The sequence below is a fragment of the Streptomyces mashuensis genome (assembly GCF_014654785.1).
GTDB classification, from domain to species: domain Bacteria; phylum Actinomycetota; class Actinomycetes; order Streptomycetales; family Streptomycetaceae; genus Streptomyces; species Streptomyces mashuensis.
In genome coordinates, this window is sequence record NZ_BNBD01000001.1 from 837,482 (window position 1) to 853,306 (window position 15,825).

Consider the following 15,825-nt stretch of genomic DNA (forward strand, 5'->3'; position numbering starts at 1 on the left):
CTCTCATCTACGGGGTCCCTTCTCTGTTCACGTGGTACGCCATAAGGATAGGCTCACCTAAGTGGCCGGAAATCGTCGTGGAGGGGATCGTGACCGAAGCGCTACCTGCACCACCCAGGGAAACGCCCCGGAAACAGGGGCGGATCCAGCAGGTGGCGACCGAAAGAACCAGGAAACGGCGGACGGCGACGGCCGCCCTGACCGGCCTGCTGGCCCTGGCCGTGCTGCTGAGCATCGCGCTGGGCGCCGAACCCCTGACCCCGGGCCAGGTCTGGCACGGCCTGTGGCACGCCTCCGGCTCCGAGGGTGACGTCATCGTCCGCTCGCTGCGCCTGCCCCGGACCGTGACCGCGCTGGTCGCCGGCGTCGCCCTGGGTGCCGCGGGCGCCCTGATGCAGGGCCACACCCGCAACCCCATCGCCGACCCCGTCGTCCTCGGCATCAGCGCCGGGGCCGGCATGGGCGTCGTCGCCTCCCTCTTCCTCATCGGCGTCAGCAGCCTGTACGGCTACGTGTGGTTCGGCTTCCTCGGCGCCGCGCTGGCCGGGACGCTGGTGTACGCGGTGGGCGCGCTCACGCGCGGCGGCGCCACGCCCGTGACCCTGGCCCTGGCCGGCGCCGCGGCGCACGCGCTGTTCACCGCCGTCACGGCCGGCATGGTGCTCTTCGACCGGCAGGCCCTGGAGACATACCGTTTCTGGACGGTGGGCTCGGTCGCCGGCCAGCCGCTGGAGCTCACCGCGAAGGCACTGCCGTTCGTCCTGGCCGGGCTGGTGCTGGCCGCCCTGAACACGCCGGGCCTCAACGCCCTGTCGCTGGGCGAGGACGTGGCCCGGATGCTCGGCGTGCGCATCGGCCCGACCCGCGCCGTCGGCATGGCGGCGGTCACCCTCCTCACGGGCACGGCGGTGGCGATGTGCGGGCCCATCGGCTTCGTCGGCCTGGTCGGCACGCACGTCGCCCGGTACTTCTCCGGGCCCGACTACCGCTGGATCGTGGCGCAGGCCGCGCTCATCGGCGCGGCCCTCATGCTCCTCGCGGACACCCTCGGGCGGCTGGTGGCGCGCCCCGGGGAGCTCCAGGTGGGCATCATGCTGGCGCTCATCGGCGCGCCGGTCTTCATCCAGCTCGTCCGCCGCCGCGAGGCGGTGCGGATATGACCACGGACGTGAGGACCGGCAGGAGGAAGGCCGTCGTCCCCGGGCGCACGCCCCTGCGGGCCGGCCCCGTCTCGGCGGTGTGGCGGCCGCGCACCCTGCTGATCCCGCTGCTGACCCTCGCGGTGCTCCTCCTGGGGGTGCTCGTCAACTGCGGGCGCGGCGACATCGACATCCCGGTCGGCGACGTGGCCCGCGCGCTGCTGGGCATGGGCGACGAGACGAACCGCTCGGTGGTGACCGAGCTGCGGCTGCCCCGCTCGGTGACCGGCGCCCTCGTCGGCGCCGCGCTGGGGCTGGCCGGCGCCGTCGTCCAGGGCCTGGCGCGCAACCCGCTGGCCAGCCCCGACGTCCTGGGCATCACGGCGGGTTCGGGCGTGGGCGCGGTGACCGTCATCGTCTTCGGCGGTGCGTACGGCGGCGTCGGCGGCTCCCTGGGCGACATCGGCATCCCGGCGGCCGCGATGGCCGGCGGCCTGGTGGCGGCCCTGCTGGTGTACCTGCTGGCGGTGCGGCGCGGGCTGACGGGCTTCCGTGTGCTGCTGGTGGGCGTGGGCGTGAACGCCATCCTCACCAGCGTGCTGTCCTGGCTGCTGCTGAAGGCCGACATCGTCGACGCCGGCCGCGCCCTGCTGTGGCTCAACGGCAGCCTCAACGGCGCCTCGTGGGACACCGCGCAGCCGGTCCTGTGGGTGCTGGTGGTGCTCCTGCCCGTCGCCCTGCTGCTGTCGTTCCCCTTCGGCGCGCTCGTCTTCGACGAGGACACCGCGCGCGGCCTCGGCGTCCGCATGACCGCGACGCGGGTGGCGCTGCTGTTCACGGCGGTGCTGCTGACGGCCGCCGCGACCGCGAGCGCCGGCCCCGTCGCGTTCGTGGCGCTGGCCTGCCCGCAGCTGGCGGTCCGGCTGCTGCGCACGGGCACCCCGCCGCTGCTCGCCTCGGCGCTCGTCGGCGCGGCGGTCACCGTCTGGGCCGACGTGCTCGGCCGTACGGCCTTCGGCGCCGTGGAACTGCCCGTGGGCATCCTCACCGCCGCCCTCGGCGCCCCCTACCTGCTGTACCTGCTGATCCGGAGCGGAAGGGCCCGCACGTCATGACCGAGACCACCCGCACCCCCGTCGCCCCGGCCGGCGCGGCACCCGAGGACGCCCTCCCGGGGCGGCCGGCCGTCCGGCTGAGCGCGCGGGGCCTGACGCTCTCCTACGGGGACCGCACCGTCGTCCGCGAGCTGGACCTGGACGTCGAGGACGGCACGGTCACGGCCGTCATCGGGCCGAACGGCTGCGGCAAGTCCACGCTGCTGCGGGCCTTCGGGCGGCTGATGAAGCCCACCGCCGGCACCGTCCTGCTCGACGGCCGCCCGATCCACACCGTCCCCACGCGGGAGGTCGCCGAGCGGGTGGGGCTGCTCCCGCAGTCGCCGGCGGCCCCGGAGGGGCTGAGCGTCGCCGACCTGGTGGCGCGCGGCCGGCACCCGCACCAGACGTGGTACCGGCGGTGGTCCTCGGACGACGAGGCCGCCGTCGAGCAGGCGCTGCGCGCCACCGGCACCTTCGACCTGGCGGAGCGGACGCTGGACGAGCTGTCCGGCGGGCAGCGGCAGCGCGCCTGGATCGCGATGGCGCTGGCGCAGGAGACCGAACTGCTGCTGCTGGACGAGCCCACCAACCACCTGGACCTGGCCCACCAGATCGAGGTGCTGGACCTGGTGCGCGAGCTGCACCTGACGACGGGCCGCACCGTCGTCGTGGTCCTGCACGACCTCTCGCTCGCCGCCCGGTACGCCGACCGGCTGGTGGCCATGAAGGACGGCCGGGTCGTGGCCCAGGGCGCCCCCACCGAGGTGCTGACGGAGGAGCTGGTGCAGGAGGTGTTCGGGCTGCGCGCCCGCGTGCGCGTGGACGAGGAGACCGGGGCGCCCCTGGTCGTACCGCTGAGCCGGCACGACTTCAAGGCGACTGACGGGGTGTGAGGCGCCGGGCGGGACGGAAAGGCAGGGCACCTGAGGGTTGCGTCCACCATTTGCTAGGTTAGCCTTACCTAAGTCGGTGGATGGCGGAAAACCGCTCTCCCCCACCGGGCTTCGCCCTGCCCGTCCTGCCCCGCTCGTGACCGAAGGATCCCACCATGCTGCGTGCTCGTCTCCTCGACCGACAGGCGCAACGTGAGTCCGCCGCCCGCACCTACGCCCGGTCGATCCCGGTGGCGCCCGTGGCCGCCGCCGGCGCCGAGGTGACCGGTGCCGACGGCCGTACCTACCTCGACTGCCTCTCCGGTGCGGGCACGCTCGCCCTCGGCCACAACCACCCGGACGTCATCGCCGCCCTCCAGCAGGTGATCGGCTCCGGCGCCCCGCTGCACGCCCTCGACATGATCACCCCGCAGAAGGACGCGTTCAGCGAGGAGCTGCTCAAGCGCCTGCCGGGCACCCTGCGCGAGGACGCCAAGCTGCACTTCTGCAGCCCCGCCGGCACCGACGCCGTCGAGGCCGCGCTCAAGCTGGCCCGCAACGCCACCGGCCGGCAGGGCGTGTTCGCCTTCACCGGCGCCTACCACGGCATGACGCTCGGCGCCTCCTCCGTCTCCGGCCCCGGCCGGATGCGCCGCGGCTCCGCCGCGTTCGGCCCGGCCGAGGCCCAGCCCGTCACGCGGCTGCCCTTCCCGTACGGCTACCGCTGCCCGTTCGGCGTGGGCGCCGAGCAGGCCGGTGAGCTGTCGGCGCGGCTGATGGAGAGTTACATCACCGACCCCAGCAGCGGCGTCGGCAAGCCCGCCGCCGTCATCCTCGAAGTGGTCCAGGGCGAGGGCGGCGTCGTGCCCGGCCCCGACGCCTGGCTGCGCGAGGTGCGCCGCATCACCGCCGAGCACGGCGTGCTGCTCATCATCGACGAGGTGCAGACCGGCGTCGGCCGCACCGGCGACTTCTGGGCCTGCGAGCGCGCGGGCGTCACGCCCGACATCCTCGTCACCTCCAAGGCCGTGGGCGGCGGCCTGCCGCTCGCACTCATCGCCTACCGGCCCGACCTCGACACCTGGCAGCCGGGCGACCACACCGGCACCTTCCGCGGCAACACCCTCGCCATGGTCGCCGGCGAGGTCACGCTGCGCACCATCGCCGAGCAGCAGCTCGCCGAGCACGCCGCCAAGCTGGGCGAGCGCATCCGCGCCGGCCTGCGCGAACTGGCCGCCGAGCACCCGCAGATCGCCGAGGTGCGCGGCCGCGGCCTGATGATCGGCGCCGAACTGGTCGACCCCGCCGCCGAGCCCGACGCGCTGGGCTCCCGCCCCGGCGACCCGGCGTTCGCCCGCGCCCTCCAGCAGGCCTGCCTGGACCGCGGCCTCATCCTCGAACTCGGCGGCCGCGGCGACACCGTGCTGCGCCTGCTGCCGCCGCTCGTCCTCACCGACGAGCAGGCCGACGCCGTCCTGGACCGCCTCGCCGGCGCGTTCGCCGCCGTCACCGCCGAGCGTGCCGCATGACCGACGCCTCCCGCACCCCCGACGCCGGCACCGTCCGCGCCGACGCCGTCGCCGACCCCGCGACGCCCTACGCCCTGCGCCGGCTGACGTCCGTCGCCCTCGACGCCCTGGCCGACGGTGCCGCCGCCCGCGGCGGCCCGCTGCCCGCCGGCGGCCCGGAGCAGGTCGCCGCCCGCACCCGCGCCCTGTGCGCGCCCGTCCTGCCCGAGGAGGGCCTGGGCGCCGAGGACGCCGTGTACGGCGTGGCCCGCGCCGCCGCCGAGGGCGCCGCGGACCCCTCCGACCCGCACTGCGTGGCGCACCTGCACTGCCCGCCGCTGGCCGTGGCCGCCGCGGCCGACCTGGTGGCGTCCGCGCTCAACCCCTCGATGGACTCCTGGGACCAGGCACCCGCCGCCGCCGTCATCGAGGAGGAGGTCACCGCCGCGCTCGCGCAGCTGGTGTACGCCGGCCGGCCGGACCCCGACGCGGTCGTCACCAGCGGCGGCACCGAGTCCAACCTCGTCGCCCTGCTGCTGGCCCGCGAACGGGCCCGCGCCACCGGAGGCCGCCCGCTCCAGGTGCTGGTCGGCGCCAACGCCCACCACAGCGTGCGGCGCGCCGCGTGGATGCTGGGCCTGCCCACGCCGGTGGTCGTCGACTGCCCCGGCGGCCGGATGAGCCCGGCGGCGCTGGACCGCGCCCTGGCCGAGGCGGCCGGCGGGCCCGCGCTGGTGGTCGCCACGGCCGGCACCACCGACGAGGGCCTGATCGACCCGCTGCCCGAACTGGCCGCCGTGGCCCGCGAGCACGGCGCCGAGCTGCACGTCGACGCGGCGTACGGCGGGCCGCTGCTGTTCAGCGAGCGGCTCGCGCCGCGCCTGGCCGGCATCGAGCACGCCGTGTCGGTCACGTACGACCTGCACAAGCTGGGCTGGCAGCCGGTGGCCGCCGGGGTGCTGGCCGTCGCCGACGCCGCCCTGCTGGAGCCGCTCGCCCTGACCGCCGACTACCTCAACGCGGACGACGACACCGAGGCCGGCCTGCCCGACCTGCTCGGCCGCTCCATCCGCACCTCCCGCCGCCCCGACGTGCTGAAGATCGCCGCCACGCTGCGGGCCCTCGGCCGCCGCGGCATGGCCCGCACAGTGGAGCACTGCGTCGACACCGCCGCAGAGTTCGCGCGCGCCGTCGACGAGCACCCCGCGCTGCGCCGCCGCCCCGGCGACGTGGGCATCAGCACCGTGCTGTTCCGGCCCGCGGCCGCCGACGCGCTGGACGACGAGGCGGGCGACGCGCTCGTGGCGGCCGTCCGGCGGGAGCTCCTCGCCGAGGGCCGGGCCGTGCTGGGCCGGGCCCTGGTGGCGGACGGCGACGGCCGGCAGCGGCTGTGGCTGAAGGTGACGCTCCTTCACCCCCGCAGCACGGCCGCGGACCTGGATGCCCTGCTCAAGCTCGTCGCCGAGCGGGCCGAGGGCCCCTCGCCCGCATAGCGCGACGGCTTGGCATACCGCCCGGAATGAATTAGCTTAGCCTCGCCTAACCTGCTGGGGTGCCCGGATGCCGCCGGGCACCCCAGCCCCTGGTCCGCCGGGCACCCCGGGAACACCCCACGCCCCGTCAACTCCCACGCAGCAAGGCAACCGCCGTGTCCATAGAACTCCCGCCCTCCGCCGCCCCCCGCCCCGCCCTCCCGCAGGACGTCCTGCCCGCCGCCGTGCGGCGCCGGCTCCTCGGCCTCGCCGGGACCGGGACGCCCGTGGCGGCCTACCTCTACGACGGCGACGTCGCCGCGGCCCGCGCCCGCGAGCTGCGCGCCGCCCTGCCGGACTGGGCGTCGGTGTACTACGCGGTCAAGGCCAACTCCTTCCCCGGCATCGTCCAGGCCCTCGCCCCCCACGTCGACGGCTACGAGGTCGCCTCGCTGTCCGAGCTCGCCCTCGCCACCGCCGCCAAGCCCGCCGCGCCCGGCGCCCCCGCGCCCGTCGTCGCCGCCGGCCCGGCCAAGTCGCTGCCCGTCCTGACCGGCCTGGTCGAGGCCGGCGTCGAGGCCATCAACGCCGAGAGCCCCCTCGAACTGCACCGCATCAGCCGCATCGCCGTCGAGCGCGGCACCACCGCCCGCGTCGCGCTGCGCGTCAACCCCGCCGAGATACCCGTCACCGGCTCCCTCCACATGGGCGGCGAGCCCTCCGCGTTCGGCGTCGCCGAACCCGACGTCGCCGAGGCCGTCCGCCTCGCCCTGAAGCTGCCCGGCATCGACCTCGTCGGCTTCCACATCCACGCCGCGTCCAACAACCTCGACGCCGGCTCCCACGCCGCGTACCTGCGCTGGTGCATCGAGTGGAGCGCCGCCACCGCCGCCGCGCACGGCGTCGACCTGCGCCACATCGACGTCGGCGGCGGCATCGGCGTCGCCTTCGAGCAGGACTTCAAGGACGAGACCCCCTTCGACGTCGCCCTGTTCGGCGAGCTCGCCGCCGCCACCCCGCCCCCCGCCGGCGTCAAGGTCGCCCTGGAGCCCGGCCGCTTCCTCGTCGCCGACTGCGGCTGGTACGCCGCCGAGGTCACCGACGTCAAGCACTCCTACGGACAGTCGTTCGCCGCCCTGCGCGGCGGCATCAACCACTTCCAGCTCCCCACCTCGTGGGACATCGTCCACAACGTGGCCGTTCTGCCCGTCGACGCCTGGCCCGAGGACGTCCCGCGCCCCGAGGCCACCGGCCCCGTCACCTTCGTCGGCGAGCTGTGCACCCCCGAGGACACCCTGCTGCGCGACGTCCGGGTCGGCCGCGTCCGCGCCGGCGACATCGCCGTGTTCCCGTACGCCGGCTCGTACGGCTGGGAGTTCGCCATGCACGCCTTCCTCGGCCACCCCGTCGCCGACCGCATCCTCCTCTGAGCCGGGCCCCCGGCCCGACCCGCACCCGGAGCACCCGATGACCCTCCCGCCGAACCGGACCACGGCAGCCGGACCGGACCCCCTCGACCACCCGGACCCGGCGCGCGCCGCCGACGCGGCCGCCACCGAGACGCTGCTGCGCGCCTACGTCCGCGAGACCGGCACCCCCGTACCGCCCGCCGGCCACGACCTGGAACTCGGCTTCCCCGCCAGCGGGCTGCGGCTCGCCGTCCCCGTCCGGCACCGCTCCGCCACCGGCTGGCACCGCTTCGGCACCCCCACCGTCCTCGGCACCGGCCACACCGAACCCCCGGCCGCCGACGTCGCCCTCGTCGCCTCCGCCGCGATCCGCGAGTCCACCACCGGCCGCGGCCACCCCGCCCACCTGGGCACCGACGCCACCGCCCGGGTCCTCAACTCCGCCGCCCGCGTCGCCGCCCACCTCACCGCCCGCCGCGCCGAACCCGCCGGCACCACCGGCCCCACCCCCTTCCTCGACGCCGAACAGGCCCTCCTCCTCGGCCACCCCTTCCACCCCGCGCCCAAGAGCCGCGAGGAGGCCACCGCCCACGAACTGGCCGCCTGGTCGCCGGAGCTGCGCGGCTCCTTCGCCCTGCACTGGTTCGCCGCCCACCCGGACGTCGTCGTGGGGGAGAGCTGGGACGGCCGCCCCGTCACCGACCTGCTGCGCCCGCTCGCCGCCGGCCTCGACCTGCCCGCCGGCACCGTGCCCGTACCCGCCCACCCCTGGCAGGCCCGCGAGGTCCTTCAGCGCCCCGAGGTACGGCAGCTCGTCGACGACGGCCTGCTCCACCCCCTCGGCCCCGGCGGCGACCCCTGGCACCCCACCTCCTCCGTGCGCACCGTCCACCGGCCCGGCGCCGACGTGATGCTCAAGCTGTCCCTCGGCATGCGCATCACCAACTCCCGCCGCAACAACCTGCGCGGCGAGATGCGCCTCGGCGTCAGCGCCGCCCGCCTCCTCGCCGCCGGCCCCGCCGCCTGGCTGCGCGCCGAACATCCCGAGTTCGGCATCCTGCGCGACTTCGCCTGGATCTCCGCCGGCACCTCCGGCGCCGAGACCGGCCTGGAGACCGCCCTTCGCGACAACCCCTTCCACGGCGGCACCGGCGAAGGACTGTGCGTCGCCGGCCTGCTCGCCGAACGCACCGGCCCCGGCGACGGAACGGCCCCCCGCCACCGCTCGCTGCTCGCCGCCGCCGTGACCCGCGCCGCCCGCGCCCACGGCTGCACCGTCGCCGAGGCGGCCGCCCGCTGGCTCGAGTACTACCTCGACGTCCTCGCCGTACCCCTCATCAGGCTCCAGGCCCGGTACGGCATCGCCCTCGAACCCCACCACCAGAACACCCTGGTCTCCCTCGGCGAGGACGGCCTGCCCGCCGCCGGCTGGTACCGCGACAGCCAGGGCTACTACCTCGCCGCCTCCCGCGCCGCCGACATCGAGCGCCTGCTGCCGGGCGCCACCGACGGCGTCGAGCTCGTCTTCGACGACGCCTTCGTCGACGAACGCGTCGGCTACTACCTCTTCATCGGCAACCTGCTCGGCCTCGTCGGTGCCATGGGCGCCCAGGGCCTGGCCGCCGAGGAGGACCTGCTGCGCCTGCTCGGCGCCCGCCTCGAACGGCTCCGCGCCACCGAACCCGGCGCCAAGGGCCTGCTCGGCCTGCTGCTCGACGCACCGGTGCTGCGCTGCAAGGGCAACTACCTGACCTGCGTGGACGGGCTCGACGAACTCGTCGGCGACGTGCACACCCAGTCCGTCTACATCGACCTTCCCAACCCCCTCGCGGAGGCCCTGCGGTGAGCGCCCAGACCCCCTACGACCTCGTCGGCGTCGGCATCGGCCCGTTCAACCTGTCGCTGGCCGCCCTCGCGGACGGCGTGCCCGGCCTGAACGCCCTCTTCCTCGACGCCAAGCCCGCGTTCTCCTGGCACCCCGGCCTGCTCCTGGAGGGCACCACCCTCCAGGTGCCCTTCCTCGCCGACCTGGTGACGATGGCCGACCCCACCAGCCCCTGGTCGTACCTCAACTACCTGCGGTCCCACGACCGGATGTTCCCGTTCTTCTTCTCCGAGCGGTTCCTCATCCCGCGCCGCGAGTACGACCACTACTGCCGCTGGGCCGCCGAACGGCTGCCCTCCTGCCGCTTCGACGCCCGCGTCACCGCCGTCGCGTGGGACGCCGGCGCCGGCGCGTTCGCGCTGACGTACCGCTCGTCCGACGGCACCACCACCCGGGTCCTGGCCCGCCAGGTCGTCCTCGGCGTCGGCACCGACCCCGTCGTGCCCGCACCCCTGCGGCCCCTCCTCGCCGACGAGCACCGCGGCCGCGTCCTGCACAGCGCCGACTACCGCACCCACCGCGCCGCCCTCGCCGCCGCCGACGACGTCACCGTCATCGGCGCCGGCCAGTCCGGCGCCGAGGTCGTCCTCGACCTCATACGCCACCAGGACGGCCAAGGCCTCGGCGGCCCCTTCACCCGCTGGCTCGCCCGCACCCCCGCCTTCGCGCCCATGGAGTACTCCAAGATCGGCCTGGAGCACTTCACGCCCGACTACATCCGCTACTTCCGGCACCTCCCCGAGGACCGCCGCGAACAGCTCGTCCGCGAACAGTGGCAGCTGTACAAGGGCGTCAGCGCCGACACCCTCGGCGCCATCCACGACGAGCTGTACGAGCGCACCATCGGCGGCGGCCGCCCCCGCGCCGACCTGCACCCCGGCACCGAACTCGTGGCCGCCGAGCCCACCACCGACGGCTACCTGCTCACCTGCCGCCACGCCCCGCAGGACAGCGAGTTCACCGTCCGCACCTCCGCGATCGTCGCCGCCACCGGCTACAGCGCCCGGCGCCCCGCCTTCCTCGACACCCTCGGCGACCTCGTCGACTGGGACGACAAGGGCCGCTACCGCGTCGACGGCCGCTACCGGGTCGCCCTCGACCCGCGCGTCGACGGCACCCTCTACGTCCAGAACGCCGAGATGCACACCCACGGCGTCGGCGCCCCCGACCTCACCCTCGGCGCCTGGCGCGCCGCCACCATCCTCAACGCCGTCTGCGGCCGCACCGTCCTGCCCGTGCCCGACCGGGCCGCCTGGACCACCTTCGGCGCCCCCCAGGGCACCCCCGCACCGGCCGGCGCCCCCACCCCGGCCGCCGAACGGCGACCGGACACCGTCGGGACCCCGCGATGACCCCCGCCCGGCAGGCCGGGGGAGCGGCCCCGGCGCGGCCGGGCCTGCCGCTGCGGGCCGTCCTCATCGCGGTCATCGCCCTCTACCTGATCGCCGAGACCGCGCTGGCCCCCTTCCTCCCCCAGCTCTTCGACCGCCTCTACGGCGTCGACGACCCGGGGGCGACGGGCCTGTACCTGTGGATCTGCCGCATCGTCGGCCTCGTCGCGCTGCCCCTGTGGGGCCTGGCGGCCCGCCGCCGGCCCCTGCACCAGCTCGTCGTCACCGGGCTGTGCGCCGCCGCCGTCGTCGACCTCTGCCTCGGCCTCGCCCCCAGCTACGCCGCCTACACCGCACTGTCGGCCGCCTCCGTCGCCGCCAACGCCTCGCTGCTCCTGGCCTACCCGGCGTTCATCGCCGAGCACACCCGCAAGGCCACCGAGGAACAGAGCGACCCCGAACACGCCGAACTCGCCGCGGTGCGCTCCATCGTCCTCGTCATCCACCTGGCGGGCGTCGCGGCCACCCTCGTCGGCGCGGGCGTGCTCGCCCTGCCCGACCCGCGCCTGGGCGTCTCCGCGTTCGCCGTGGTCGACGTGGTCCTCGCCGCCCTCATCGTCCGCGTCCTGCGCCGCCTCCCCGCGGACCGGAAGCCGGACGCCGCGTCGGCGCCCGAGGCCCCGGCCCGCGCCGCGGTGCCGCTGCGCCGCCGCTGGCCGCTGCTGGTGCAGGCCGCCCTCATCGGCGTCGCCTTCGACTTCGCGCTGTCCGTGGCCCGCCCGTTCTTCACCGAGTTCGCCGAGGACCTCGGCAGCGGCTCCCTCGGCGGCGCCGTGCTGTTCTTCCTGCCCAGCCTCGGCGCCCTGGCCACGCTGCCGCTGGCCCGCCGCTGCCACGACCGGTTCGGGCCCCGGCTGCTGCCGGCGGCGGCCCTGGTCAGCGCCGCCGGGTTCCTGTGGCAGTACGCCGCCGACGGCCTGCCCGCCCTCGTCGCCGGCCGTCTCCTGGCCGGCCTCGGCCTCGGCCTCACCCAGGTCGCCGTGGAAATGCGCATGTTCCACTCCACCGGCACCGCCGGCCCGGCCTTCACCGCCGTCGAGACCGTCCGCTCCGCTGGGCTGCTCGCGGCGCCCCTCGTCTCGGCCGCGGTCGTCTCCCACGACCTCGCCCTGCCCCTCACCGTCGCCGCCGCGGGCCTCGCCTGCGTCGCCGTCGCCTCCCTCACCCGGACCCCGCGCCCGGCGCCCCCGCCGGACCGGGCCCCGGCCCCCGTTGCCGCGACCGCCCCCGCCGGTCTCCCCGACCGGACCCCGGTCACCGTCCCCGCCCCCGCCAAGGAGTACGACCGATGAACCGCGCCACCCGAGACACCTGGGCCGAGGCAGGACGCCGGCTGCTGGTCAAGGCCGTCGAGGAGTTCGCCTACGAGGAGCTGCTGACCCCGCTCCCCGACGCGGCCGCCGGCCCGGACGCGTACCGCCTCGACCTCGCCGACGGCGTCCACTGGACGTTCCGCGCCGGCCGCGGCACCTTCGGCACCTGGCGCCTGGCCGGCACCCCCGTGCGCCACCCCGCGCCCGAGGACGGCGAGGCCGGCCCCGAGCGGTTCCTCCTCGACGCCCGCACCGTGCTGGGCTGGGACGGCCCCACCACCGCCGAGGTGCTGCGCGAACTCACCGCCACCCGGCGCGCCGACGCCGGCTCCCTCGCCCGCGACCTGCCCGCCGCCCGCCTCGCCGACCTGGACCACCTCGACCTGGAGGCGTACCAGGACGGCCACCCCTGCATGCTGCTCAACAAGGGCCGCCTCGGCTTCTCCGCCGCCGACTCGGCCGCCTACGCGCCCGAGGCCGGCGGCACCGTCCGCCTCGTCTGGGCCGCCGTGCACAGCAGCCTCGCGGCCTACGCGGGCGTCCCCGGCCTCGACGCGGAGACGCTGCTGAAGGAGGAGCTGGACGACGACGTGCGCGAACGGTTCGCCGGCGTCCTCGCCGCGGCCTGCGCCGACGGCCCGTACGCGCCCTCCGGCTTCGTCTGGCTGCCCGTCCACCCCTTCCACTGGGACGAGGCCGTCGAGACGCTCTTCGCCGCGTACCTCGCCGAGGGCCGCATCGTCCGGCTCGGCGAGAGCCCGGACCGCTACCGGCCCCTCCAGTCGATCCGTACGCTCGCCAACCTCGACCACCCGCACCGCCGCAACGTCAAGGTGCCCCTCCTCATCCGCAACACCCTCGTGTGGCGCGGCCTGTCCACGCGGCCCACCCACGCCGCCCCCGACGTCAGCGCCTGGCTGCACGGCATACGCGCCGGCGACCCCTACCTCCGCGACGAGCTGCGCTTCCACCCCCTGGGCGAGGTCGCCTCCGTCGCCGTCGCCCACCCGCTGTACGAGTCGGTCGAGGACGCCCCGTACCGCTACCACGAACTGCTCGGCGCCGTCTGGCGCGAGCCCGTGGGCGCGCTGCTCGCCGACGGCGAGCAGGCCCGCACGATGGCGGCGCTGCTCAAGGTCGGCTCGGACGGCCGCGCCCTCGTCACCGAACTCGTCGAACGGTCCGGCCTCCCGGCCCGCGCGTGGCTGGAACGCTTCCTCGCCGCCCTGCTGCCCGGCCTCCTCCACCACCTCTACCGCTACGGCGTCGCCTTCTGCCCGCACGGCGAGAACACCGTCGTGCTCTACGACGCCCACGACGTCCCCATCGGCATCGCCGTCAAGGACTTCGCCGAGGACGTCAACCTCCTCCCGGACAACCGGCCCGAGTACGCCGGGCTGTCCGAGCGCGCCGACCGCGTCCTGCTGCGCTGGCCCGCCCACGAGCTGGCCCACTCGCTGCTCAGCGCCGTCTTCGCCGGCCACTTCCGCTTCTTCGCGCCGCTCGTCGCCACCCACCTGGGCGTCCCCGAGACCGAGTTCTGGGCGGCGGTCCGCGCCGAGGTCGGGAGCTACCACGACCGCTTCCCCGAACTCGCCGACCGCTTCGACGACTTCGGCCTCCTCGCCCCCGAGTTCGACCGCGTCGCCCTCAACCGCGAGCAGCTGCTCGGCGGCGGCTTCCACGACCGCGCCGAGAAGGACGAGGGCTTCGACGTCGTCCACGGCCGCGTCGCCAACCCGCTCGCCACCGCCGGGGAGGACCAGTGACCACCGGAACACCTGCTTTCGCCGACCTGCGCGCCGAGGCCGCGGCCGGCCGCCTGGAGGAGGTCGTCGTCGCCGTGCCCGACCTCCAGGGCCGGCTCCAGGGCAGCCGCCTCGCCGCCCCCTACTTCCTCGACGAGGCCGCCGCCAACGGCTTCCACGCCTGCGTCTACCTGCTCGCCACCGACGCCGAGATGAACACCGGCCCCGGCTACGCCATCGACGCCTGGAAGTCCGGCTTCGGCGACTTCGTGCTCCGCCCCGACCCGGACACCGTCCGGCTGCCCGGCTGGGACCCCGGCACCGCCGTCGTCCTCGCCGACGCCACCTGGCCCGGCGGCGAACCCGTCCGCGTCGCGCCCCGCCGCATCCTGCGCGAGCAGCTCGACCGGCTCGCCGCCCGCGGCCTGACCGCGTTCGCCGGCACCGAGCTGGAGTTCCTCGTCTTCAACGACTCCTACGAGCACGCCTGGGACCGCCGCTACCACGGCCTCGAACCCGCCACCCGCTACAACGTCGACTACTCCCTCCAGGGCCTGTCCGGCGTCGAACCCCTCGTCCGCCGCATCCGCCGCGAGATGACCCGCGCCGGACTGCGCATGGAGACCGCGCGCGGCGAGGTCCACCCCGGCCAGTACGAGATCGTCTTCCGCTACGACGAGGCGATGAAGACCTGCGACAACCACGTCTTCTTCAAGAACGGCGTCAAGCAGCTCGCCGCCGAGGAGGGCCGGGCCGTCACCTTCATGCCCAAGTTCGACGAGGGCGAGGGCAACTCCTGCCACATCCACCTCTCGCTGCGCGGCACCGACGGCAGCGCCGTCCTCGCCGACCCGGCGGCCGAGGACGGCATGTCGGACCTCATGCGGCACTTCATCGCCGGCCAGCTCCACTGCCTGGCCGACTTCACACTGCTGATGGCCCCCAACATCAACTCGTACAAGCGGCTGCGCCCCGGCGCCTTCGCGCCCACCGGCATCGGCTGGGGCCGCGACAACCGCACCTGCCCCGTCCGCGTGGTCGGGGCCGGCCACTCGCTGCGCATCGAGCACCGCGTGCCCGGCGGCGACGCCAACCCGTACCTGTCCGTGGCCGCCGCCGTGGCCGCCGGCCTGTACGGCATCGAGAACGAACTGCCGCTGCCGGCGCCCCACGCGTCGAACGCCCTGGCCGACGCCTCCGTGCCCCGCCTCCCGGCCACGCTCACGGCGGCCCTCCACCGGTGGGAGAACAGCGCGGTCGCGGCGAAGGTGTTCGGCGACGACGTCGTGGCGCACATCGCACAGGCCGCACGCACCGAACTGGAGGCGTTCGAGGGCGCCGTCACGGACTGGGAGCGGGTCCGGGGCTTCGAGCGCCTCTAGACGGCCCGTGCGGGCCGTGTCGCCGCGAGCAGCGCCACGATCTCCTCCGTGGTGCCGCGCTCGCCCAGGCGCGGGAAGACGTGGTCGACGCTGTGCCGGTGCGCCCCGGGCGCGAGGTCCGTCATGGCGTCGGTGGCGAGCGTGACGTGGTAGCCGTGCTCGTGCGCGGCGCGGGCGGTGGACTCGACGCCGATGCTGGTGGCGATGCCGGCCAGCACGACCTGCGTGACGCCGCGGCGGCGCAGCTGGAGGTCGAGGTCGGTGCCGTGGAAGGCGCCCCAGGTGCGCTTGGTGACGGTGACGTCCCCGGGGTGCCCGGTCACCTCGTCCACGAGGACGTCCCAGCCCTCGGGCATGCCCGCCGCCGGCCGGCCGAGCTCGGTGCGGCCCGGCGTGGCGGTCTCCGGTGTGGACGTGACGCGTACCAGGACCACGGGGAGCCCGTGGGCCCGGAACGCGTCCGCCAGGGTGACGGCGCAGGTGACGACCTCCGGCCCGGTGTACGGGGTGGTGGGCGCGGCGACGATGCCGTGCTGGAGGTCGACGAGGACGAGGGCGGTCCTCGGGTCGAGGGTGGTGAGTGCCATGGTGGTGCGGGGCCTTTCGGTC

Annotated in this window: 12 protein-coding genes; 11 read left to right on the plus strand and 1 reads right to left on the minus strand. The window is 75.5% G+C overall.

The features are described 5' to 3' along the window. Positions 1-152 precede the first annotated feature (152 nt). The 11 genes from IE305_RS03490 (at position 153) to IE305_RS03540 (ending at position 15,216) form a co-directional block, all read left to right on the plus strand. Positions 153-1,160, plus strand: coding sequence for a FecCD family ABC transporter permease (locus IE305_RS03490; protein ID WP_229890487.1), 1,008 nt, complete (start codon positions 153-155; stop codon positions 1,158-1,160). Continuing rightward, a complete protein-coding gene (locus IE305_RS03495) occupies positions 1,157-2,254 on the plus strand; it encodes a FecCD family ABC transporter permease (protein ID WP_190127844.1) in 1,098 nt (365 codons plus the stop codon). Before IE305_RS03490 ends, IE305_RS03495 begins: the two co-directional genes overlap by 4 nt. Beyond that, on the plus strand, positions 2,251-3,129 hold the full coding sequence (locus IE305_RS03500) for an ABC transporter ATP-binding protein (protein ID WP_190127845.1): 879 nt from the start codon (positions 2,251-2,253) through the stop codon (positions 3,127-3,129). The genes IE305_RS03495 and IE305_RS03500 overlap by 4 nt, the downstream gene beginning before the upstream one ends. 155 nt (positions 3,130-3,284) lie before the next feature. Further along, positions 3,285-4,637 (plus strand): diaminobutyrate--2-oxoglutarate transaminase family protein, encoded by a 1,353-nt coding sequence (locus IE305_RS03505; protein ID WP_190127846.1) that lies wholly within the window; start codon positions 3,285-3,287, stop codon positions 4,635-4,637. Continuing rightward, complete coding sequence (locus IE305_RS03510; protein WP_190127847.1) at positions 4,634-6,109, plus strand: pyridoxal phosphate-dependent decarboxylase family protein; 1,476 nt, start codon at positions 4,634-4,636, stop codon at positions 6,107-6,109. Before IE305_RS03505 ends, IE305_RS03510 begins: the two co-directional genes overlap by 4 nt. A 155-nt stretch (positions 6,110-6,264) precedes the next feature. Then, on the plus strand, positions 6,265-7,518 hold the full coding sequence (locus tag IE305_RS03515; RefSeq protein WP_229890489.1) for a type III PLP-dependent enzyme domain-containing protein: 1,254 nt from the start codon (positions 6,265-6,267) through the stop codon (positions 7,516-7,518). 37 nt (positions 7,519-7,555) lie between these two features. Beyond that, a complete protein-coding gene (locus IE305_RS03520; RefSeq protein ID WP_190127848.1) occupies positions 7,556-9,343 on the plus strand; it encodes an IucA/IucC family protein in 1,788 nt (595 codons plus the stop codon). Beyond that, complete coding sequence (locus tag IE305_RS03525; RefSeq protein WP_190127849.1) at positions 9,340-10,734, plus strand: lysine N(6)-hydroxylase/L-ornithine N(5)-oxygenase family protein; 1,395 nt, start codon at positions 9,340-9,342, stop codon at positions 10,732-10,734. Before IE305_RS03520 ends, IE305_RS03525 begins: the two co-directional genes overlap by 4 nt. Further along, a complete protein-coding gene (locus IE305_RS03530; protein WP_190127850.1) occupies positions 10,731-12,065 on the plus strand; it encodes an MFS transporter in 1,335 nt (444 codons plus the stop codon). Before IE305_RS03525 ends, IE305_RS03530 begins: the two co-directional genes overlap by 4 nt. Further along, positions 12,062-13,855: an IucA/IucC family protein gene (locus IE305_RS03535; RefSeq protein ID WP_190127851.1), complete on the plus strand. Its 1,794-nt coding sequence runs from the start codon at positions 12,062-12,064 to the stop codon at positions 13,853-13,855. The genes IE305_RS03530 and IE305_RS03535 overlap by 4 nt, the downstream gene beginning before the upstream one ends. Continuing rightward, on the plus strand, positions 13,852-15,216 hold the full coding sequence (locus IE305_RS03540; RefSeq protein WP_190127852.1) for a glutamine synthetase family protein: 1,365 nt from the start codon (positions 13,852-13,854) through the stop codon (positions 15,214-15,216). Before IE305_RS03535 ends, IE305_RS03540 begins: the two co-directional genes overlap by 4 nt. Here the strand turns inward: IE305_RS03540 and IE305_RS03545 are convergent. Continuing rightward, a complete protein-coding gene (locus IE305_RS03545; protein ID WP_190128199.1) occupies positions 15,213-15,803 on the minus strand; it encodes an isochorismatase family protein in 591 nt (196 codons plus the stop codon). The two genes, IE305_RS03540 and IE305_RS03545, sit on opposite strands and share 4 nt — an antisense overlap. Between the last annotated feature and the right edge of the window lie 22 nt (positions 15,804-15,825).